The following is a 21,406-nucleotide window of genomic DNA, read 5'->3' on the forward strand; positions in this document are numbered from 1 at the left end:
GCATGGATATAGGCACTGAAACTTCGTCCTTTTCAGTATACATCGTTGCGCGTGAAACGCACCAAAAGCTTCTCGCTCTCCAACAACTACCCACACGCGCCCCTACTCTTCCACATATAGTATTCATAAGTGTTTGCTAGATAGGGAGGTTCGCAAGTAATGAAGCTGCTGTTCACGTATTTTATTCCAAGCGGCGGGATCGAAACGCTGAATCGGCTGCGCTATCATGCGCTTCGCGCGGTTGGCATTGAGGCGCACGCACTCTATTTGTGGGATGGAGCAGGTAGGCAGAATATGACGGGAATCCCTCATTTTATCACCAATAGTAATGAGGAGATCCAATCGATTCTTGCCGCGCAACAGTATGATGCCATTGTTGTAACCTGTGACCATCTGATGCTGGAGCGGCTGTATGGACTTGGTTACCGGGGTACCATGATTTACGAAGCTCAAGGGCTGGGCACGAAGGAGCAGGCGCTGGCTACGTTCGCTTTTGCCTCGGGCTATATTCGAACTTACGCCAGAGCGGCCATCAGTCCGCCAACGTCGCATCTAATGGGGCTATTTCAGACGTACTTGGGTGACCTCCCCCGATTCTATGTGCAAAATATGATCGACACCGGCAGCTTCATCCACCATCATGTGCCTCTATTGAACCCTACAGGTGCGCCGATTCTAGGCTGGATCGGTCGACTGGAACACAACAAAAACTGGCCGCTTTACCTGTCCATATGCGGTCAATTGGTCAAGGAACGCCCGAATCTGCAGCTGTGGATGTTTGAAGACGCGACGATTTCGGAGCCGGGCGAGCGAGATAAATTCTACGCCAAGCTGTATGAGCTCAATCTTCAGAATAATATCACGATACGCTCCAACATGCCGCACAGTCACATCCCCCATTACTTATCCGCAATCGGAGATTCCGGCGGTATGCTGCTTTCCACCTCGACGACCGAAGGTTTCGGTTATGCTGTCGCAGAAGCGATGAGCTGCCTCTGTCCGGTGCTTTCCACAGATTCCGACGGCGTGCGCTGTTTCATTACGCATAATCAGACCGGTAAATTTTTCGCGAGCCATACGGTAGAAGAGGCTGTTCGCGAAGCAAAGGATCTCATGGATAATCGGCCGCTAAGAGAGCTCATCATTCGAAATGCGCAGGGCCATATCCAAACCGCCTTTTCCCCAAGCCGATATGCGGCTGATCTAATCAATATTTTCGTCGCCCTGCGATTAATGGTTCATGCCTGAGTAAGGTTGCCGCAAAAATGGTCCTCTACCTAAGAACACCTGCTGTGTCTGCATTCGCCCTGTCCCCATATAGTAAGGATAGATATGAAACTGTCGAGGTGAAAGAAAGATCATGCTGCCAAAAGTGTCGATCGTCATCCCCTTCTATAACGATCCTTATGTTGATCAAGCTATCGTCAGTGCGCTCTATCAAACTTATCCGAATATCGAAATCATCGTCGTCGATGACGGCTCGACTCGGCATCAGAACGTGATTGCTCCCTATCGAAGCCGCATTCATTATATCGGCAAAAGCAACGGCGGAACAGGCAGCGCGCTGAACTACGGCATCACGATGGCCACGGGCAAATACGTTGCTTGGCTTAGTTCCGACGACCGTTTTACACCCGATAAAGTGGAGCGGCAAGTAGCCTATATGGAACAAACGCAGGCGCGCATCTGCCACACGGATTACCATCTCATCAATGAACACGGCACCATTACGGAATATACAGCAGCAGTCAAATATGCATCAGCCAAAGCGTTCATCAACGGCATTCGGCACGGTTGTCCGGTAAACGGATGTACCGTTATGATGACGAAGGAGCTGTTCCACGGTTTAGGAGGCTTTAACGAAGGCCTGCCCTATACTCATGACTACGACATGTGGATCCGCGTGCTGCTTTCTCGTGTTGATTTTCACTATCTGAATGAGCCGCTCACGTTGTACCGCCGCCATTCCCAGATGGGAACGGTCCGAAACTTCAACACGGTTATGAATGAAGCCAATGCGGTGAATGCCAAATACGCCCTTCTACTCGATCAACTGCTCGCAACACTGCCCGGGTAACCGAACCGGATTCAACTAGCAAAGAAGAGAATGCCTGCTGAAAACAATTCGGCGGGCATTCTCTTTCTTTCCGTTATCCTACTAGATCGCCTCAAGCACTTCGTTGCCGTCAAGAAAATCGCCGCATAGTGTGTCGCAGACTCTGGCCGCATGCGCTTTTATCCAACCGTTACGCTCTGCATCACGAATGAAGAAGGCGTAGCCGATGAAAGTATCATAGAAGATTTGACCCTCAATATAACGGATATCTTCCTTGGAGAAGTTGGTTTTAGAAGCGTAGCCTTGCAGGAACGTTCTTCGTTGTGCACCTTTAAACAGTGTGACCGCGCTGCCTACGTCAAATAGGAAGTAGCCAAACCCCGATAAGCAGAAATCGATGAAAACCGGGTTCCCTTCTCCCTCTGCAAGAATGACATTATTCCGCTGAAAATCAGCATGTATAAGGCCCCACGCATCACCTCTTGCGTCCAACTCTTGCATTTGTTTCTTCACGACGCCTAGCACTTCCTTGATAATGCCAAAATGCTCGCTGCTATAAACGCCCGCCTCCACGCCATAATGCAGCTCGGCTAATACAGAGTCCAGCCGCTCCGCACCATAGCTCGGACGAGTAGTGGCCACAGGAAGCATATACTGCCGCGTGAAATTATGGAAATCCGCCAATTGTTCACCCATTCGGAATTCGAGTTGTCCGATATGGATATTCGTATCATCCAGGATCGAACCTTCAACCCATGCCAGCATCGTCGCATAGACGGTACCCAGTTCGTCGGATTGATGCGTCGTCACCCATTCGCCGTTCGTATTCGCAACAGGCTTCTGCACACGCATGACCTCATGCCGATTCAGTTCGCGAAGCAGCTCCATCTCGGTTTGCAGCCCTTCCCGTGAATGCTGAATGCCCGACAGCCCTTCAGTAACGGACTTATGAATGCGCAGCAGATAGCTAATACCGCTGGCCGACTCGGTTACTTTATAAGTCATATTTTCGTTATGTCTAATGAATGCAATAATCGGTTCTAGTATCGGATAATGCGTTAATACTTCTTCAGCGTGTTTGTTCACTGTATGTCCCCCTAATTACCAAGCGCGATTCGTCCAATCCTTCTGTCTTTCCTCACGGTAGCGCTGTACCCACTGCTCGGCTATGTCGTCTGCAATCTGATCGAAATGCGGCGGCGCTACGACAACACCCTCCGTCTCCAAGCCCAAATAAGTCAAGATATCCAGCACAGTTCCCTCGTAATTTCGGATAAAATCCTCATAGACGATAGTCATCGGCGTGATTCCGCCTTCTAGGAAGAACTCTTCCATCGCCGCCTCGCGCAGTACCGATTCCGCTACCAAATGATTGATCGCATCGAAGTTATACTGATTGGAAATATCGACATCACTAGGTTGCTGCCCATGCCCGCGGTGCCATTCGTCCGAAACGATCGCACGCCACCAGGAAACGGCAAGGCGAACCTTGTTCCGCCTAGTCATGAAGATATATTTGCAATTTGGAAAAGCGCTCTCCCACGCTATTGGACGCGATACATCGTCCGCCAGACCATAGGTCTTCCTGAAACACGTGATCCACTTATCAAACTGAGGGAAACATATCGAATCTTTGATGCCAAAGACGCCGTTCGGGGTAGTCCCTTCTTTCAATTTTTGCTCGATCTCTTGTAAGCTGATTGTTTCGGGATCGTTAAAGTGCATCCATTCTCTCGGAACCCCCGCAACACCGGTTGATTCTAATGCGGATGCGAGCAAAGTACTTCCGGTTCGTTGCGAGAAAAAGATCGTATACGATTGAGATGGTTTCATAAGGGTTTCCTGCTTTCGTCATGGATTTTTTGTAGGAAGAGAGTAAAATGCACGCAAAAAAGCCGTAGATGAACAAATGTCCATCTACGGCTTCAGGCAGCACGAGTACGCAGCATGGGCTGCGCGTCCGATTAGGCCAAGCGTTTATGATGAATGTTCATGACAGGTGCACGGTAGCTGACAACACAAACAAACTGCTGCTAAGCAGCTGTCTTTCACGCGTTGTAGCTATCATGCCTATTCAGATATCGATTAACCGATAACTGCTGTCAAGAACTGGTTCATCGTTGCACGCTCCATCCTCTTACAAATTTACCCTAGTGTAATCGCTTACCATTGCGATCGTCAAGTAAATTTTTACTGATTACGTATTATCATCCAATTGAGCATTCCCTCTGCTAGACCTGCTATGATAGAGTCGACGGACTATTTTACACTAGGCAGGTTACCTATGAATCCAACTCAGCTTGATCTTGTTCCCTACATACGCGCCGCGTCGAATGCCATTCGCAAACCCTTCTTCCTCGGCGAGCGCACCTTGCTGGATTATGCCATTCTTTATGTGCAAGAAGGAACGATGCGCGTGACGCTTACCCGCGAGATGAAGGTTTTGACCATAACCAAAGGGCAGTTCTGCATGCTGCAGCCCGGCGATATTCATATTCTGGAGGGGACGACGGATACCATTTCTCCGTATGTCCATATGGACCTGTTCTATAACCCGCATCGCGAGCGCAGCTTCGTCACCTTACCCGGGCAAATTCAGTTAGCTGGGCAAGAGGAGCTGATCCAGCCTCGGATCTCCGAGTTGGAGGGCTTTCAGCAGGTACCGACCATCTTTACTCCCAAAAATAAATCGGCATTTGTCGAAACCCTAATCGCGCTCATTCAGGCATGGGATGACGGAGCTTGCGGCCTGCATAATCGAATGAAGGCGCAGGGTGCTGCTCTTCAATTGATTTTCCAGCTGCTTGAGCCCTATGTCGAGGAGGAGCGGACGCCGAATAAGAGCCATTCGCTGCTCGGCTGGGTGACGTCCTACTTTGCCCTGCATATCTCGGAGCCGCTGCGCGTAGCCGACATGGCAAAAAAGGCGAATCTGTCCGTGCCGCGCTTCAACGTTGTGTTCCGCGAGACATTCGGCGTTTCGCCTTATCATTATTTTCTAACGCTCCGGCTCAAGCACGCGAAGGAGCTGCTCCGCACCAGCCAATTGACCATGCACGAAATCGCCGATTATTGCGGCTTTACCGACAATCACCATTTTGCCAACACGTTTAAGCGGACGACGGGGATCACCCCCGGACAATACCGGGCCGGGGTGAATGAGGGCAAGTGAAGCTTGGCAGCTTGGCAGCTTGGTAGCTTGGTAGCGCCAGTAGAGATGCCAAAGAGAGGTATTGGATACCTCTCTTTGGCGGTTTCCGCTGGAATTCCGCTCATGTAGATCCCTGGGTGCTCTTCTTTCGCGGATTTCATCGAAATTCCGCTCATGTAGATCCCTGGGTGGTCTTCTTTTGCGGTTTCCACCGATATTCCGCTCATGTAGATCCCTGGGTGGTCTTCTTTTGCGGTTTCCACCGATACTCGGCTCATGGACTAATATGTTACTTTAATAGCCACTCTTTCGTCGAACTCACCAGTTTTCCACTAATGTGTTGCCCTGAGAGCTACTCTTTCGCCAAATTCACCGGTTTCCCGCCAATGTATTGCCCTCGGAGCCACTCTTTCGTCGAAATCACCAGTTTCCCACTAATGTGTTGCCTTCGGAGCTACTCTTTCGCCGAAATCAACAGTTTCCCGCCAATGTGTTGCTCTAAGAGTCACTCTTCAGCCGAACTCACCAGTTTTCCACTAATCTGTTGCTCCCAGAGCCTCACTTCCGCCAAACTCACCGCTATCCCACCTGTGTTACTCCCAGAGCCACTCCATTCATCTAGCTCAATACCACCTGGATTGTACTATGTGGTGTGATCAACGCACTGCCGCTTACTAGGCAAAGCTGGACTCCGCTGCGCTCGAATGGCAACTCTTCGTTACCGAGGCGCACGGCTTGAACGCGATCTACGAGCGCTTCCCCCAACTGCAGGCGCTGAAGCGCGAATTCCCCGTAGAGCACTTCAATTTCAAGCGCATCTTCGCCAAGTTTTACCGTTCCCCAAGCACCGTCGAGCGCCCAGAACGCTTGATAGCACTCCACTCCGGCCGCAACCTTAGGTTCGAAACCGAGCAGCCCCTGCCCTTTGTGATAGTGAAATCCACTGTATGCATGCAGCAGCGAGTAGCTGGCCATGGAACGGGCGTAGTTGCTGCCGCATTCGATTTCGTTCCACGGATTACGGCGGTTCCCGTCATAGCGGCGGCGAATGGCTTCTACAACCGATAATCCTTCCTCGTACAAGCCCTCCTGAATCATGTGCACCGCTGCTTGATATTCGAAGCCGGTCATCGTCTCCGAATTATAGGTAAGCGGAACAGCAGGCTTCATTCGACCTTCCGGCCAAGTACAAATGAGCAGCCCGCCTTCATCGCCAAGCGAATACAGCCGCCATGGGTTGGCTTCTTTTCTCATCTCGCTTTTGAAATTATAGCGATAGAGCGATTGCAGCGCTGTTCTCGTCTGCGCCGGATCGAAAATTTCGCCTAATCCGCACAAGTTGGCATGCCACTGCGCGACAACCTGATCGATGCTGCAGCCTTCGCCGATTTGGTATTTGATCTCGCCTGCTTCCGCATTCCAGTATGCCTTCTCTACTGCATCGCCGAACAGCGAATTCCCCTCCGAATAACGGGTAAGCAGGGACAAATCTTGCAATTGAACCAACTGCGTATAATATTCTCCGTTGAACAGTTCGCGGTCGGTATAAGCTTTACCACGTTCGAACAGTCCGCGGTACAGCTCCGCCGTTTCTGGCTCGCCGAGATAATCCGCAATCTCCGCACCTGCCTTCAAAGCGGCCAGATAGAATCCGTTCAGCCACGAATTTGGCCCGAACAGCTCCATATCGAGCGTGTGATGCTGCCGCCCTTCCAGTACGCCGTCTTGATTTGCATCCCATTGATCCTCATTCGTCTCAGCCCAGGCGTAGGATATCATTGATTTTGCCGCTTCCCAATGCCCCTTCAGCCACTCGTCATCCCCACTAATCCGCCAATCGCGGTACAGCTTGATGATCCCGCCGAATTGTCCGTCAGCGCAGGCGTGGAAATTCGAGCGTTCGCGGCCCACCGGCAGCGCCAGTCGGAACTGCATCCGGCCGTCTTCGCGGCGATTATAGTTAAAGTCCAGATCGCGCATGCTCCGCTCCAACTGTGGGAACAAATACGGCAGCGCATAAGCGTAATTCCAAACATGCGTACAGGAGCCTTCGCAGCAACCAACATCCTCGATGCAACCCTCGAATCCATAGAAGGAACCATCTTCAAGCCGCAGACAGGTTGGTGACTTCAGCACCGATAAATTCGCCGCTACTGCATCCAACACAGCCGCCGGAAGCGTTGACCCGTATAGCGCATCACGGAAAAGCCGTGTTTCACGCTCCAGTCGATCCCACTCCGCAAACGCATACGTACTGCTGGCGAGAGAATCTTCGAATCGGACGGCATAGTGATTTTTCCAGATGGTACGTTTGCCGTCTTTTTCCGGATTCCAATGGTTGTACATGAACGGACTGCTCCACGCGAGCATGAACCTCACACTGCGCGACTCGCCTGCAGGAACGTTTAACGAAGCTGCCAGTGAAGCCATGTCTTGATTGCGGAATTTTGCATCCGGCTCATATTCGCGATTGTTGAAAGGTCCAAATGCAGTAAAATCCCGCCAAAACATCTCCAGCGAATCACACCAGCCGCCGCGGTACCAGTACAATTGATAGCTGCCATCCGCTTGATCTGTAGCCATTGTTAGTTCGCCATACTCCGGATTGTCGCTTTGCTCCGTTTGCGTTGCCATATGTATTCGTTTCAAGCCGTTATCATTCACATAACGGTGCAAACTTGGCGAGGTTTTCATCATATTTGCCGATGATAGGTTGACCGTATAGGTTAATGCCTGCTCGGTCGTATTCGTCACGGTAATCGTAAAGAACGCTGCCGGCAGACTGGAATCGTCTTCATTCGAGGGAATGAACGGATTAAACGCGCTCATCCGCACTTGTCCCGGGAAAGCTGCATCTTGAAACTCGATATCAGCCATCGGGAACGTCCCTGTGAAGACCGTTTTCTCAAAATGGGGCATGCCACCCAGCGTCCCAGCATGTGGGCCAAATCCATAACCCGAATGCAGCGCGCCTCCCCGGACCGGTTCACCCATATACGGAGGATGCAGCTCCCCTTGTAAAATCCGAGCGTCAAGCACACGCTCGCCATCCTCTGCTTTGATTGCAAAATGGCTAAGTGCATTCATGCTGCGCTTGTTAGGACGATTCAAAATCTCCCAATCCATCAATCTCCCATTACCCGCCAGACCGATGCAGCCTGTGCCAATGCCGCCTATCGGAAACGAAATCGCATTTAGTCGCTCGTCCTCATATACAAATTGATTCACTATTATCGCTCCCTTCTACTTCACATTGTAGTACGAAGCCCGTGAGGAAGCATTGCAAAAGGGCTTTCTTTTGTTGTAAATTCCGATTGTTTATTAACTTACTCCAATCGACTCAACAACTAATAAGCAGATGATATAATGGTTATATCTGGAAGCAAAGGAGTGAGGGACATCGCACGATGGTTGATGAGCGCACTTATCATTTTATGCAGTATCGTTGTTCTTAGCGGCTGTACGAAGCCATCAGATATTTATGGGGGCATTAGCAAAACAAATTTTCCCGAATTGATCGATGCCAATATTGAATACGTCTACGAATATAGAGGGCATGCCGATAATTGGAGTGCTGTTCTGTTCGTCTACAAGCTGAAAGGCGCAGATAAATTCAATATGAAAGAAGTTCTCGTGTATAACGGACCAGATCCGAAGCCTACCGGCCAGCTTTCTACAGAATATTCATTTGGGGATGCTGTCGGCGGCTCCGGGGCCATAATCTCCGAAGCACCTGAGAAGGGAATTTATGTGTTGATTCCATCTATCGGGAAAACGGTATTAGTGCCTAATACAACCGCGAAGATGCTGGTAAAATGGAGCTCGCATTCCGAATACTTCGAATTAAAACCTGTGTCCGATTAGTACCGAAACATTTCTCCACATAACAAAAGCAAGGATGCGGGCCGATGCTCGCATCCTTGTTCTCTTTCCAGCCTTATCGCAACACTGCAAGCGCGAACGGCAGCAGCTCGAGCTCAAATGAGCCGTCATCCTGCACCATCGGTGCCGGAAATGCGACCGGCGCCAGCGGCTGGAACGCTCGCTCATCCAGGGTGAGCAATTCCACCGGCTGAAACGCCGCTGACTTCACGCGAACGCGTATTGTCTCGTTAGTATAATTCGCTGCGAGCAGCGTCACTGCGCCGTCGTTACCTCTTACAGCGAGCGCATCGCAGCATAATCGGTCAGACACCCGGCAATCCAGCACTTCTGCGCTTTGCAGCTTAGCCGCGGCCTCTAGTACATGATAGAGCGGATACTTCCCTTCCCCGCCATCACGCATAACGCCAAGCGGCCCTACCGTCTCTAAATAGCAGACCCGCTCCGCGCCTGCTTCCGATAAGCTGCGCAAACTGCCGAGCGTCCACGCCGCGCCGAACAAGGACCATTGCCTCGCATCGGTATGATTAGCGCGGTCTTCGGACTTGCGCCTGCCTTCCTCACTAGTCGTGTTCGGATTCAAACGCGGCTTGAACGTAATTGGGCCAATGCTTAGCGGCACATCAGGTACGATGCTGCGCGCGCTGCGAACCGTATCCGCCTGCGCGAAAACCGTTTCGGCGAGCGATGCGATATCGAAAGCGTGCACCTGAGGATTGATGGTGTACATTGCCGCTTCCAGCGGAGCGAGCGGCAGCTCCGCGCGGTTGAGCTCCGTAAAGTAAGCACGGGTCCCTCCGCCCACGCGAAAAGACAGCTTCGCCGAATCGCGCAGTTTCATAAGCATGGAGGATAGCTCGTAATGGCTCACATAGCCGGCATCCGGGAATACAAACACTGTATCCACGACAGCCTCCGCCTCGGCGATAGCTTGAACAAGCATCTCAAGCATACGTTGACTTGGGCTTTCGCCTTTCCATTCTCCAGGTACAATCACTTCAAGCTCTACACCGGCACCGAGCGCCGTTGCAGCCGCCACCGTATTCGCAAGCTCCTGCTCCCAGCCATCATCAGCCAATCGGATGACTGCTCGAAGGAAAGTCAGAGCAAGCGGATGAAGGGCATTAATTTCAGAAATCGCAAGCGGACGGCCCGGCGCCATCCCTAAACCAATTCCGGGAACATGCCCAACCGCATGGTCAAGGAGTTCCACTTTCATTTCTTGTGCGCCTGATAATTCCGCCGTGGCCACTACGTCTCCCCCAACCTCATCAGAGCCCAAACCCACAGCCTCTGCCGCGTCCGCTCTCTCACCAATCAACCTAAGTGTCACCGACTGCTTCACTCGCGCCCCAATCGAAACTGCTACCGGGTAAGGGATGCTGAGCGGCGTACAATAGGTTTTGTAAGAGGCATCCGTCCAGTTGCGCTGATCCTCCATCTCGAACAAATCGCCGCTAAATTTCACCTCTGCGACCAGCTTCGGCGTTATCTCGTGGCGAATAGCTGTCATGCCAAGGAATGGTTGATGCGGCGAAATCCGCTCCGGGAACACTCCCGCAGTTGTCCGCTTCTCCGTTCCTTCCTCCGTCTCCACTTCAACCTTGCAACCCGCCAGATCGGAAGGATGCAGGATACAGAAGCCGATCCGGTTACGAAGAAAATCCGACCGCGCTTCCCCGTCGAATGTAAAACGAATGGTTCCATCCTCCAACCCGGTGATGGATCCCTCCCACTCAAAATCAATCTCGCCCTGCCGATGCTCCGCAACAAAACGGACCTCAAACCCATTCCTGTGCTCCGCTACTCGAAATTCCCGAAAAACCGGCTTAATCGTGCCCCAGTTCTGATCACGGACAGCGGCATAAATGCCGCGCACTACTTCCTGCCCGCCATAGCGAATATATCGAAGTCCGCCTTCTTCCAGCACTGCAGTCAGCGGACCTGCTTTCAGCAGCCGCCGCTCCGGCAGCGGATCGGTTGAACCGTACCGCAACACGGATATCTCCCTTGCCTGACTTACCATAACACGCGCTCTCCCCTTTGTTAGGCTTGCTTCAGACACAGCACCCAGTCGCTATCATGCTCATCTCTCTCATGCTTTTCACTATTACGCTCACGCTCTTCACTGTCATGCCCACTACTCTCATTACCGGCATCCACGGCAGGTCGTAAAATCGTGAATGCGCTTCCCGATCCCTCATAGCCAAACTCACTGCAAATGAACGCCTTCGCCGATGGACAGGCGTGAAACCGAACCTGTTGATCCATCCAAATTCAGAGTGCCGGAGTGTGGTTAATCGACTTAGAACACAAATCGTGCGGCCTCACCCCTTTCGTCTGTATTCTAGGCTTTTGGGCAAACGTGGACAATATAAAAAAACGACCGATTTTTCAATTTTGCCATAGAAATCTTGATCATTCTATCCGTGCAGCTGACCTTCGGGAGCGATAATATCGTGATTATGCTGAACGCTTGTAATCACGGCGATTTCAACTGCTTTTATCATGTCCTCTAGGATCATGCTCGGCATCTGTGGCTTCTGCTCGGTTTGGATGGGTAGGTAAGGGATATGGATGAAGCCGCCTCTTATTGCCGGAAACTCCGTCTCGATCATATGCTGAAGCCCATAGAAGAGATGATTGCATACAAACGTTCCCGCGGTATGGGATACCGAAGCAGGTATCCCGGAATCGCGCAGTTGCTTGGTAATCGTCTTTATCGGCAAAGAGGACCAGTACGCGGCCGGACCATTTTCGACAATTGCCTCATCGATTGGCTGATTTCCCTCATTATCCGGAATACGTGCATCGTTCAAGTTGATCGCGACTCGTTCTATGGCGATGTCGCTGCGACCGCCGGCTTGCCCAACGCAGATGACTACATCCGGCTGCACCTCCAGAATGGCCTGCTTTAGTACTGCTATGGATTTGGCGAACACCGTCGGGATCTGTCTGACTTCCAGTTCGAGATTGGTAAATTCCTTTTGCTGAAAATGGCTGACCACCTCCCAAGCGGGGTTGATCGTTTCTCCTCCAAACGGATCAAAGCCGGTTAACAATACTTTGTTCATGTCGTGTTGCTCCTCTCAATGGATGCTGAATAGCGATTAATCCTTCAGTCTCAAGCCGCAGCTTGGACATTCCGGATCATGCTGGATGACCTTCTCGCCGCAGGCGGGGCATTCCTCGTAAAGGTCTTGCGGTGCGCCCGGCTGAGTCGATAGGAGCTGTTCGGCAACAGCGCGTCTGTTTGTTTTACCTTCTCTATTTGAATCGTATAAGTAGTCTCGAATCTCCTGAATGTTCTTCGCCATATTCGACGAATCCAGCGCGGCCTGAATAACCGAGTACAGGATAAAGAAGAAAACGGCCATCATAAACAACCATAGTAAAATCGCTCCAACCATCGTGATTCTCCTTTTCGCTTCTGATCGCGTTGATCGTTTCAGTCCCTTTCTTCTGCACGATCGTTTGGAATCCCTTCCTGGCATTCCCAGCTCCCGCGAAAGATAGGACCTGCGAACGTAATAAATGCGCCAGAGACTAGTCCATTTTCTCTGCATTTTCATAGAATGATAGTATTGAATGGAGGTGATTATATGCCCAATCAATTTCTGGATACACGTATTTCCGTGCATCGTAACGACTTTGGCGGAGATGAGCCGTTAGACAATTTGCCGATCTTGATCGGAGACATCGGCTTACAAGTTGGAGCTGCAGTCCCCTTGAACACGAACAATGTCCGCGTTTCCTTGACCGGAACTGCTGTTATTGATTTTGCATCATCCGTGGAGCCGACATTGGAGATCCCACTGGAACCAACCGTTGTTTCCCTCTTCGTCGAACGAGGCGGCGATGGCACTCCGGGAACAGGCGTCACCATTCTAAGTGAGCAATTTAACATCCACTTCTGGAGCGCTTTGTTTCCAATCAGCATCACTGCCGGTGACTTCCCGCCTGCGGCCGATGTGTTATCCGGACAAATCCGTTACACGCTGTTTATTGCAAGAGACGGATTCTTCGATCTCGTCCTGATCGGCCCTGCCGTCTTCAACGGCATCGCTTCAGCTGGATCGACCTAGCGGTCATTAAAACGAAGGGCCAATGAATGGAAGCAATGCTTCCGATCATTGGCCCTTTTTGGGGGCGCGGTCTACATATCCGACTCTCAGCTAACTAACTCCCCATATCCGCTCACGCCTGTAGCTGAGAGTTTCATATGCGAACTCTCAGACGCGAATACGCGCAGTATTGATGCTGAGAGTTCGAAAATTGTACTCTTAGCTAGCTAACTCCCCCCATATCCGCTCACGCCTGTGGCTGAGAGTTTCATATGCGAACTCTCAGACGCGAATACGCGCAGTATTGATGCTGAGAGTTCGAAAATCGTACTCTCAGCTAGCTAACTTCCCATATCCGCTCACGTCTGTGGCTGAGAGTATCATATGCGAACTCTCAGACGCGAATACGCGCAGTATTGATGCTGAGAGTTCGAAAATCGTACTCTCAGCTAGCTAACTTCCCCATATCCGCTCACGCCCGGGGCTGAGAGTTTCATATTCGAACTCTCAGACGCGGAAACGAGCAAATGTGATGCTGAGAGTTCCAAAATCGTACTCTCAACTAACCAATCTCCTCATTTCCGCCTACGCCGGAGACTGAGAGATTCATATTCGAGCTCTCAGACGCGGAAACGAGCAAATGTAATGCTGAGAGTTCGTGAATCGTACTCTCAGCTCCCCCAAAAAAGCAAGTTTATTGGTGCTGCGGCGGTTATTACACCTCTTAAGCGCTATATCCGCTTATGGTGCAATAATCGACCTTGTTTGGACGCTGTAAGCGGCATATCCGCTTATGGTGCAACAATCGACCTCGATTGGAGGCTGTAAGCGGTATATCCGAATTACGGCTCCCCGATAAGGCGCGTTTACCGGGGGTTCGGCGGTTGTTCCACTTCTTAAGCGGCATATCCGCTTAATTCCAGTCCAACAAGAAAACCCGCCGGGCCGAGGGCCCAGCGGGTTTCCAAATCCAGCAAATCCGACAACTCCGGCTGCTAGATTACTTCGAAGCAAGGAACGCGTTCAATTGTTTTTGCTTCTCTTTGAGCACTTTATCGAGCCCGTTTGCTTTCTCTTTCTTCTGGAACTCAGCCGCTTTCGAAGGATCGATTGCGCCTGTTTCCAGACCGGCGATGTATTTGCTGCGCACTGTAACGAGCGCGGCTACTTGCGATTTGACCGGTTGGGCATTAAACGTGAATCCAAGCGCCGGCGACAGTTTCGCGCCTTTGTTGAACTTCTTGAACTTTGCCCATTTATCCGGAGCTTCCGTATTCCAAACATAGTTCAAGAACTGATTGCCGAACATCCAAGTCGCTCCCGGATTGTAGTTCGCTGCATCCGGACCTGGTTTAATAATTTCGCCCGATACTTTCTCATAATGCACGCCTTGAATACCGAAGTTGAGCAGGTTATTTAAGTATTTGTCGGAGTGAAGCAGGTTGATGAACATCATCGCACGTGCCGGATCCTTCGAAGTCGTGGAAATCCCCAGCATGGAGCCTGCGGTTTCACCCGTCGAAACCGTCCGCTCCGTCATGTTAATCTGCTGCAGCTTGCCTGCCAAATTCGCGGCTATGGCCATTTCAGCATCTTTGCCCGGCTTCAAGGAGGACACGATCATAAACACATTGCCCTTCTTCAAAGCATCTTGACCGGACAATTGCGTTGTTGCCGCATCTCTGTTGATGTAGCCTTTCTTGTAGAAGCTGCGTGTAACATTTAACTGATCCATGTACTTCTTATCGTCGAAGCGTGTAATAACCTTCGTGCTCGTGCCGTCTTTGCGAATCAGACCTTCAATCGTCGTATCGCCAAGGTAATCCTGTTGAATGAAATAGTGGGAGTTGAAGGTTTCGCCGTCACGCAGGAACAGCGGCGTCATGCTTGGCATTTTCGCTTTCACCTTTGCCAGGATCGGCGCAAGATCATCGACTGTTTTCACGGCATTCAGCTGAGCGGTCAAGCCGAGCTTGCTCGCAATATCTTTGCGGTAGATTACGCCGCCTTGCGCTGCCAATTCTTTGTTAGTCGGCACGCCGTAGTTATGCCCGTTTACTTTAGCTCCTGCCAGGAATGCCGGGTCGAGCGACTTCGTAATGTCTTTGCCGTATTTGCTTAGCAAATTGCCGGCCGGACCTTTCGCATCATCGAGCGCAAGGAACACTTTCTTCGCCACATCGTTGGCATGGCCGTTCCATTGTGCCGTGAAGATGACGTCCATCGGCTCGCGGCTTGCTTTCAGCAGGTTCATCTTGCTGTCCCATTGGCCCCAATCGATCGGGATGAGGTCAATCGTCGCATTGATTTTGTCTGTCAGATACCTGCTCATTTTCGCTTCGATCTGAGCCTCATCTTTGGCAGGTGAGCCGGGATAATACAAGGTAAGCTTGTAAGGAGCCAGAGTGCTGCTACCGGCGGCGCTGGCAACCGGTAACGCGGATAAAACAAGGCTTCCGCCTAAAATCAGAGAGATGCTTTTTCCCAGCTTGCTTTTTTCTTTGAACATGCGGTAGTGCCTCCCTTATAAGATTAAGTGCTCTGTATACTCAACCGGCTAAACCGGAACGAGCCAATAGAATTGAACCGCTTGCTGCATTCCTGCATTCCTGCATTCCTGCATTCCTGCATACCTGCATTTCTGCCTTCTCTCCCCGCCTATCCCTTAATCGCTCCAACGGTCAAGCCCTTGATGAAGTACCGCTGGAAGAACGGATAAGCAAACACGATCGGACCAATTCCGACCACCGCCATCGCCATCGTCACGGTCTCTGTAGGCAGCTGGTAATCCGGATTTTGAGCCAGAATGGCCGAGTAGGCCGACGAATTGGCGCTTAAGAAGGTGATATCCAGCAGCGCTTGATACATACGGAACTGGATCGTGTACAAAGTGTCATGATTGATGAACAGCAGGCTTAGGAACCAATCATTCCAATAGCTCAGCGTGCAGAACAAGCCAACCGTCGCCAATACGGGTAAGGAGAGCGGAAGTACGATTTGAGCAAATATCCGCCACTCGCCTGAACCGTCAATCTTGGCCGATTCGAGGAGAGCAGGTGGAACCGAGTTCGTAAAGAAGGTTCGCAGCACGAGTACGAAGAACGGCTGAACGAACATCGGAATCATGAGCGCCCATATGTTATCCCGCATGTGGAGACCTTGTGCATACAGTAGATAGAAGGGTACCAGTCCGCTATTGAATAGAAGAGTGAAGAACATGATGAAGGAAAATACTTTGCGATGCTTGAAATCCGGTCTTGAGATTGGATACGCAAACAGCGACATCATCGTGATCGCAATCAATGTACCGACAACCGTAACGAATAACGAAGTGCCATACGATCTGACGATGCTTTGCCAATCGCTCAGCAGAAAATCATAGGCTGATGCACTGAACTTCTCCGGCCAGAACTTATAGCCGTTAACGAGAACCAAGTTCTCATCGGAGAAAGAAACGGCAATGACGAGCAGCAGCGGCAGAACGCATATCAGCGTGTAAATCCAGAAGAATCCGTTGATAAAGAAATTCGAAAGGTTAGATATTTCATGAAGTCCCTTTTTCCGTTTGGTCACAATCGTCGTTGCCATTCACATGGTTCCCCCTTAGAACAAGGCATCGTCTCTGCTGATCCGACGAATAACCAGATTTGATAGCAGCACCAGTACGAATCCAACAACCGCTTGGTACAAGCCGGCCGCAGAAGACATCCCGATATCCCCGCTCACGATAAATCCTTGGTACACGTAAGTATCAATGACGAGCGTCGTGTCATAGAGAATGCCTGAATTTCGGGTGACTTGGAAGAACAACCCGAAATCCGAGTAGAAAATACGTCCAATCTGCAGGAAGGTGAGAATGATAATGACCGGCCTGATCAACGGGAGCGTAATACTGAAGATCTGACGCCATTTGGAAGCACCGTCGATCGTCGCCGCTTCATAATACTCGTTATCGATCCCAATAATGGCCGCAAGGAAGATGACTGCATAATAGCCAATCCCTTTCCAGGTGTTAATGATGGGCAGAATGAAAGGCCACCACTTGGACTCCGTATACCAATCTACAGGCTCTATCCCAAACGCGGGGAGCACGATTTTGTTGAGAATTCCGATATCCGGATTTAAGAAAGCGTATACAAGATAAGAGATAACGACCATCGACAGAAAGTAAGGCAGGAACATGGCCGTCTGGTGGAGCTTCGCCAACCGGCGGTTTCGCATAGCATTGAAGAGAAGCGCCAGCGTAACTCCGATCACCAGGTTCAAGACGATAAATACCGCGTTATAGGCCAGCGTGTTTCGGGTGATGGTCCAAGCGTCGGTCGTGCTGAACAGATAATTGAAGTTTTCCATGCCGACCCATTTGCTCTCCAGGAAGCTCTTGATGAAGCTCGTTGACGTATACTCGATTTGCTTAAAAGCGATTAAAGAGCCGATCATTGGAAGGTAATTGTTCATTAACAACACGAGCAGCGCGGGAGCCATCATAATATAGAAAGCTCCGTATCTTTTCCAATAGCCGATATTTTGCTTGGTTCGTGTTTTAGGCGCCTTCGCCTTCGCTACGACTTCCGCGGCTTCCGTTGAAGGAGTCATCCCCATAACCATCCTTTCGTCCACCTTATAGCATTTAGAAGGTTTGCCCTCCATTTCTATAAAGTAAGTCTATGGGAAGAAACTTACCGTCCCTACCGAGGATGGCGACGGCTGTTTCTTCTTGTCTTGTACACTTATTGTAAAGGCTGGGCACCGACTCCATCTATCTACTGAGATGACGCACATAGCACTTTGGTGACATTGGGGAATCGAATTGCGGGGGCTAGACGTTTAGCGGAGGTTTTGATGTTTCTTGCGGTAATCTTGCGGAGATAATCCGGTCATCTTCTTGAACAGCTTGGCAAAATAGGAAAAATGGACATAGCCGACTTCCTCTGCTATGTTGCTTACTTTATCGTTCGTATCGACCAGGAATCGCTTCGCTCGTTCGATACGCAGCTCCGTCATGTAGTCCGACAGCGAGAGCCCTGTCTCTTTGCGGAATAAGCGTGATAAATAGGCCGGATTACGATAGACGTGCGCGGCTATATCGTCACGAGTCAGTTCCGTATGTACATGCTCTTGAATGAATGACTTCACCTTCGCAATGACGGCGGATGCATCACGCGGACGCTCTGCCAGCGCTTGTCCCATCTTGGCTACCATTCTCCCAGCCAAAACCATCAGCTGCAGAGAGTTACGAGCGGCTTGGATTTCCTTCAATTCTTGGACCGTAAACACATCATAGATCGAGAAACCTTTGAGATAGGCTGCGCGATACAGCATGTTCAGGAAACCATAGTGAAACAGCTCCAGTGCTTCACGACTGGCTTGCTCGGCCTGCCAGCGTTTTAACGTCTCTTCCAATTGGATGATAAGCTGTTCATGTCCGCCATTATCGAGAAGCGCCCCCCAATCGGGAAAAGAAGGAATCGGGATTCCGGCATCCGTACCGACTGCTTCCAAGCCCACTTGTGCTGTCGCATCCTGTACGGACTGCGGCGCGGATACATTGGCGCGTTCCAATTGCTGCAATCGTTCGAGCGCGCCGGCTAATCCGCCAATAGCTGCCGGCTCCCCCACATAACAGGAGACTCGGCAGTGAAAATAGGTTTGGCAAGCCTGCACATACTCGGCACATCTCCGAAGAAGTCTATCTCGATCGGCTGTCTCGCTGTCATTCAGATAGAGCAGCGCCATATTGAGCTCATTTCGGTCCTGCAGCACCGTGCCCGGCCCGTTCCCCAGGATGATCTCCGCAGCTGATTTGCGCAGCGCATACTCCATAATGCTCTCATCACGGGCATCCAGCTCAATATCCCATTGCTCGATACTAAGCAGAACCGGAAGAACCTTGCTGCTCGCAGATAGTGGGATTTGATAGGACTCCAATTGGCGATCAAGTCGTTCCGGGGACAGCCTCACTCGGCCAGCCAGCAGCTCTTGCCAGAAGCGCTCGACCAATATCGGAAGCTGGCTTGTCCATTGTCTGCGGTTCGCATCCACCAATTCCTCGATTTGCAGCCGTTCCCTACGCATCCCGATCTCCGTAATCGCGCGTTTCACAATCGACTTCAGATCATCATGATCGACTGGCTTCAAGATGTAGTCAAAGCAGCCATTATGCATAGCCTCCTGCGCATAATCGAACCTCGCATGCCCCGTGAGGAATATCGTCAGCGTCTGCGGCTTGTTGTCTCGAATCCAGCGGAGAAGCTCAAGTCCATTCATGCCGGGCATTTCGATATCGGATATCACCAAATCCACGGGATGCTCCTCCAGCACCCGGATCGATTGCGTTACATCTTCGGCCTCCCAGATAGACTGAATGGGTAAGTCACTCCAATCGATACCTTGCGCGATTCCTTTCAGTGCATAGATCTCATCATCTACAACGAGCATGCTTACCACTATTATCGCCCTCCATCGTATGTCTGACCGTTATTCATGGCCTTCGAACGTATTTGGTCTCTCTATGGGAAGACGCATCTGCACGATGGCCCCTCCCGGCTTTCCGTTCATGAATGTGATGCCGCCATCATTGCCGTATAACATGCGGAATCGACGCAGAATGTTCCATATGCCTAAGTGATACTCGCCGGCGCCTTCAAGCTCCACACCGGTTTGCAGCCCCTCCAGAACCGACTCGGGGAATCCCGGACCATTGTCGATGACCGTCAGCTTAATGAACCTGCCCGCGTCCTCCTCATCCTGCTCCGAGTAAATGCCAATGCGGAAAGGCAGCCCATCCTGAACCTTTTTATTAAAACCATGAATGACCGAGTTCTCGACGAAAGGCTGCAGTAATAAAGGAGCAATTGGCACCGGCGCATGCTCGGGCATCATTTGGATTTCATATTCCAGCTTCGCCACATACCGGATTTTCTGAATTTCCAGATAATGCTCGATATGCCGAATTTCATCCTCGAGCGAAACTACGGCGCGATGGCCTAGCATCACGAAGCGGAAGTAATCCGCTAGGTGCAGGCTCATTTTCTGAACCAGCTTGTAGTCCTTCAAGGCGGCCAAATTATAAATAATATTCAAGCTATTCATATAGAAATGAGGATTGATCTGGATCTGCAGATGCTTGTACTCCGCCTTCTGGACACGAATCTGCTCCTCGTAAACGTCGATCTTCAGCTTCTCGATTTGCTCAGCCATTTGGTTGAACGTCCCTGACATGAACGCAAATTCACTGTTATCCGTGTTCACCGGCATCCTTACGTTGAACTGGCCTTGACCCAGCTTCCGCATGCCCCGTACCAACCCAACGAGCGGCTTGAACATCACTCGCTGGAGGAATAGCAAATAGAAGGATAAGACAATGGCTACCGTGAGCGGAATCCAGATGTAGAGCATCTTTTGGAAATAAGGAAGGTTTTTCAAAATATAAGTTTCCGGAATCACGATCATATAGTGGATATCCGAAATGGCGGAAGGCTGCGTGATGACGAGAAAATGATTCTGGTTCCAAGTCGTTCTGTTCTGCTTGGTCATCTCCACAATATCCATCTGCACGATGGATTCCTGTACGACAGGCAAGGGGGAGTTCGTTAACGGATTGCCCGCCGGATCCACGACGAACGCAGCGCCATCGGGTCCAACGTCAAATTTGCTTAAGACCTCATTTAAACGATCGACCTGCACGAGTGCGCCAATATAGACGCCTGAGCCCAGATCGACGGTTTTGATGAGGTAATTGGTGTCGTTGGGAATGGAGAAACGCTCCCAGCGCTGCGTCTCTTCCGGTAAAGCTTTGGAGGCTAGTTTCGTGGTATAGTCCTGCAGGGCGGACTGCACTTCCGCGAAATGGAAGCTGTATTGCGTAGCAAAAAACATATCGTCGTCCTTGCGGGAATAGACGAAGAAGGTGTCCACTTTATTATAGTAGCCGGTATCGAGCAGGAACCGTCTGGTCAGCTCCATCTTCACCATCGTATAGTCCGAGTCATCTTCGGCCAGCGACAGCTGCTGCAGCGATTGAATGTTCGGGTCGCCCTGCATCCGGTACAAATAACGCATCGTTTCCTGCAGGATCGCGTCGTTATTTTGCACCTGCTGCTCCATCAAATTATTATAGTGCAGCGAGATTTGCTCACGTACGACTTTAGTCGCATAGATATTATTGTAGACAAGGAAGAGCACCATAGGTGCGGTCATGAGGAGAAAACCGAATACGATCTTAAACCGAACGGATTGCCAAAATGGCATAAG

At 50.8% G+C, this 21,406-nt stretch carries 17 protein-coding genes; 5 read left to right on the top strand and 12 right to left on the bottom strand.

All coding sequences use genetic code 11. The features are described from left to right. The first annotated feature begins 159 nt into the window (after positions 1-159). Positions 160-1,248: a glycosyltransferase family 4 protein gene (locus AC6ESO_RS14145; RefSeq protein ID WP_497091901.1), complete on the top strand. Its 1,089-nt coding sequence runs from the start codon at positions 160-162 to the stop codon at positions 1,246-1,248. Between the two features lie 112 nt (positions 1,249-1,360). Continuing rightward, complete coding sequence (locus AC6ESO_RS14150) at positions 1,361-2,077, top strand: glycosyltransferase family 2 protein (RefSeq protein WP_497091902.1); 717 nt, start codon at positions 1,361-1,363, stop codon at positions 2,075-2,077. Between the two features lie 81 nt (positions 2,078-2,158). Here the strand turns inward: AC6ESO_RS14150 and AC6ESO_RS14155 are convergent, their stop codons facing one another. Together AC6ESO_RS14155 and AC6ESO_RS14160 are read right to left on the bottom strand one after the other, a co-directional pair. Further along, the gene (locus tag AC6ESO_RS14155; RefSeq protein WP_497091903.1) at positions 2,159-3,142 is read right to left on the bottom strand and encodes a phosphotransferase enzyme family protein; all 984 of its coding nucleotides are present in this window, start codon (positions 3,140-3,142) and stop codon (positions 2,159-2,161) included. Between the two features lie 15 nt (positions 3,143-3,157). Continuing rightward, positions 3,158-3,889, bottom strand: a complete 732-nt coding sequence (locus AC6ESO_RS14160) for a Stf0 family sulfotransferase (RefSeq protein WP_497091904.1) — start codon at positions 3,887-3,889, stop codon at positions 3,158-3,160. A gap of 451 nt (positions 3,890-4,340) precedes the next feature. On the opposite strand from AC6ESO_RS14160, the gene AC6ESO_RS14165 reads away from it, so the two are divergent. Further along, positions 4,341-5,228 (top strand): helix-turn-helix domain-containing protein, encoded by an 888-nt coding sequence (locus tag AC6ESO_RS14165; protein ID WP_497091905.1) that lies wholly within the window; start codon positions 4,341-4,343, stop codon positions 5,226-5,228. Positions 5,229-5,825: 597 nt separating this feature from the next. On the opposite strand, the gene AC6ESO_RS14170 is transcribed toward AC6ESO_RS14165, so the two are convergent. Next, positions 5,826-8,435, bottom strand: a complete 2,610-nt coding sequence (locus AC6ESO_RS14170) for a GH116 family glycosyl-hydrolase (RefSeq protein ID WP_497091906.1) — start codon at positions 8,433-8,435, stop codon at positions 5,826-5,828. A gap of 162 nt (positions 8,436-8,597) precedes the next feature. Here AC6ESO_RS14170 and AC6ESO_RS14175 point away from each other — a divergent pair, with 162 nt between their 5' ends. Next, complete coding sequence (locus tag AC6ESO_RS14175; protein ID WP_497091907.1) at positions 8,598-9,071, top strand: hypothetical protein; 474 nt, start codon at positions 8,598-8,600, stop codon at positions 9,069-9,071. 73 nt (positions 9,072-9,144) lie between these two features. Here AC6ESO_RS14175 and AC6ESO_RS14180 read toward each other — a convergent pair whose 3' ends face one another. The 4 genes from AC6ESO_RS14180 to AC6ESO_RS14195 form a co-directional block, all read right to left on the bottom strand. Further along, a complete protein-coding gene (locus AC6ESO_RS14180; RefSeq protein WP_497091908.1) occupies positions 9,145-11,115 on the bottom strand; it encodes a D-apionate lactonase family protein in 1,971 nt (656 codons plus the stop codon). Between the two features lie 20 nt (positions 11,116-11,135). Beyond that, a complete protein-coding gene (locus AC6ESO_RS14185) occupies positions 11,136-11,360 on the bottom strand; it encodes a hypothetical protein (RefSeq protein ID WP_497091909.1) in 225 nt (74 codons plus the stop codon). A gap of 152 nt (positions 11,361-11,512) precedes the next feature. Continuing rightward, positions 11,513-12,163, bottom strand: coding sequence for a pyroglutamyl-peptidase I (pcp, locus tag AC6ESO_RS14190; protein WP_497091910.1), 651 nt, complete (start codon positions 12,161-12,163; stop codon positions 11,513-11,515). 36 nt (positions 12,164-12,199) lie between these two features. Then, complete coding sequence (locus AC6ESO_RS14195; protein ID WP_497091911.1) at positions 12,200-12,499, bottom strand: hypothetical protein; 300 nt, start codon at positions 12,497-12,499, stop codon at positions 12,200-12,202. Positions 12,500-12,691: 192 nt separating this feature from the next. Between AC6ESO_RS14195 and AC6ESO_RS14200 the strand changes: the two genes are divergently transcribed. Then, the gene (locus AC6ESO_RS14200) at positions 12,692-13,174 is read left to right on the top strand and encodes a hypothetical protein (RefSeq protein ID WP_497091912.1); all 483 of its coding nucleotides are present in this window, start codon (positions 12,692-12,694) and stop codon (positions 13,172-13,174) included. A gap of 979 nt (positions 13,175-14,153) precedes the next feature. Here the strand turns inward: AC6ESO_RS14200 and AC6ESO_RS14205 are convergent. From AC6ESO_RS14205 to AC6ESO_RS14225, 5 genes are all read right to left on the bottom strand, one after another. Next, a complete protein-coding gene (locus AC6ESO_RS14205) occupies positions 14,154-15,662 on the bottom strand; it encodes an ABC transporter substrate-binding protein (RefSeq protein ID WP_497091913.1) in 1,509 nt (502 codons plus the stop codon). Positions 15,663-15,811: 149 nt separating this feature from the next. Continuing rightward, positions 15,812-16,741 carry a carbohydrate ABC transporter permease gene (locus tag AC6ESO_RS14210; protein ID WP_497091914.1) on the bottom strand — a complete coding sequence of 310 codons (930 nt, stop codon included), beginning with the start codon at positions 16,739-16,741 and terminating at the stop codon, positions 15,812-15,814. 15 nt (positions 16,742-16,756) lie between these two features. After that, positions 16,757-17,761 carry an ABC transporter permease gene (locus AC6ESO_RS14215; RefSeq protein WP_497091915.1) on the bottom strand — a complete coding sequence of 335 codons (1,005 nt, stop codon included), beginning with the start codon at positions 17,759-17,761 and terminating at the stop codon, positions 16,757-16,759. A gap of 219 nt (positions 17,762-17,980) precedes the next feature. Further along, positions 17,981-19,591: a response regulator gene (locus tag AC6ESO_RS14220; protein ID WP_497092144.1), complete on the bottom strand. Its 1,611-nt coding sequence runs from the start codon at positions 19,589-19,591 to the stop codon at positions 17,981-17,983. 39 nt (positions 19,592-19,630) lie between these two features. Beyond that, entirely contained in the window at positions 19,631-21,403 is a 1,773-nt protein-coding gene (locus tag AC6ESO_RS14225) for a cache domain-containing sensor histidine kinase (RefSeq protein ID WP_497091916.1), read from the bottom strand. Positions 21,404-21,406: the final 3 nt, after the last annotated feature.

Source organism: Paenibacillus rhizoryzae (assembly GCF_059686995.1).

Excerpts from the sequence above, each read along its gene's own strand:
- AC6ESO_RS14145 (WP_497091901.1), top strand. The coding sequence starts at position 160 with ATGAAGCTGCTGTTCACGTATTTTATTCCAAGCGGCGGGATCGAAACG.
- AC6ESO_RS14150 (WP_497091902.1), top strand. The coding sequence starts at position 1,361 with ATGCTGCCAAAAGTGTCGATCGTCATCCCCTTCTATAACGATCCTTAT.
- AC6ESO_RS14160 (WP_497091904.1), bottom strand. The coding sequence starts at position 3,889 with ATGAAACCATCTCAATCGTATACGATCTTTTTCTCGCAACGAACCGGA.
- AC6ESO_RS14165 (WP_497091905.1), top strand. The coding sequence starts at position 4,341 with ATGAATCCAACTCAGCTTGATCTTGTTCCCTACATACGCGCCGCGTCG.
- AC6ESO_RS14180 (WP_497091908.1), bottom strand. The coding sequence starts at position 11,115 with ATGGTAAGTCAGGCAAGGGAGATATCCGTGTTGCGGTACGGTTCAACC.
- AC6ESO_RS14185 (WP_497091909.1), bottom strand. The coding sequence starts at position 11,360 with ATGGATCAACAGGTTCGGTTTCACGCCTGTCCATCGGCGAAGGCGTTC.
- pcp (WP_497091910.1), bottom strand. The coding sequence starts at position 12,163 with ATGAACAAAGTATTGTTAACCGGCTTTGATCCGTTTGGAGGAGAAACG.
- AC6ESO_RS14195 (WP_497091911.1), bottom strand. The coding sequence starts at position 12,499 with ATGGTTGGAGCGATTTTACTATGGTTGTTTATGATGGCCGTTTTCTTC.
- AC6ESO_RS14200 (WP_497091912.1), top strand. The coding sequence starts at position 12,692 with ATGCCCAATCAATTTCTGGATACACGTATTTCCGTGCATCGTAACGAC.
- AC6ESO_RS14205 (WP_497091913.1), bottom strand. The coding sequence starts at position 15,662 with ATGTTCAAAGAAAAAAGCAAGCTGGGAAAAAGCATCTCTCTGATTTTA.
- AC6ESO_RS14210 (WP_497091914.1), bottom strand. The coding sequence starts at position 16,741 with ATGGCAACGACGATTGTGACCAAACGGAAAAAGGGACTTCATGAAATA.
- AC6ESO_RS14215 (WP_497091915.1), bottom strand. The coding sequence starts at position 17,761 with ATGGTTATGGGGATGACTCCTTCAACGGAAGCCGCGGAAGTCGTAGCG.
- AC6ESO_RS14220 (WP_497092144.1), bottom strand. The coding sequence starts at position 19,591 with ATGCTCGTTGTAGATGATGAGATCTATGCACTGAAAGGAATCGCGCAA.
- AC6ESO_RS14225 (WP_497091916.1), bottom strand. The coding sequence starts at position 21,403 with ATGCCATTTTGGCAATCCGTTCGGTTTAAGATCGTATTCGGTTTTCTC.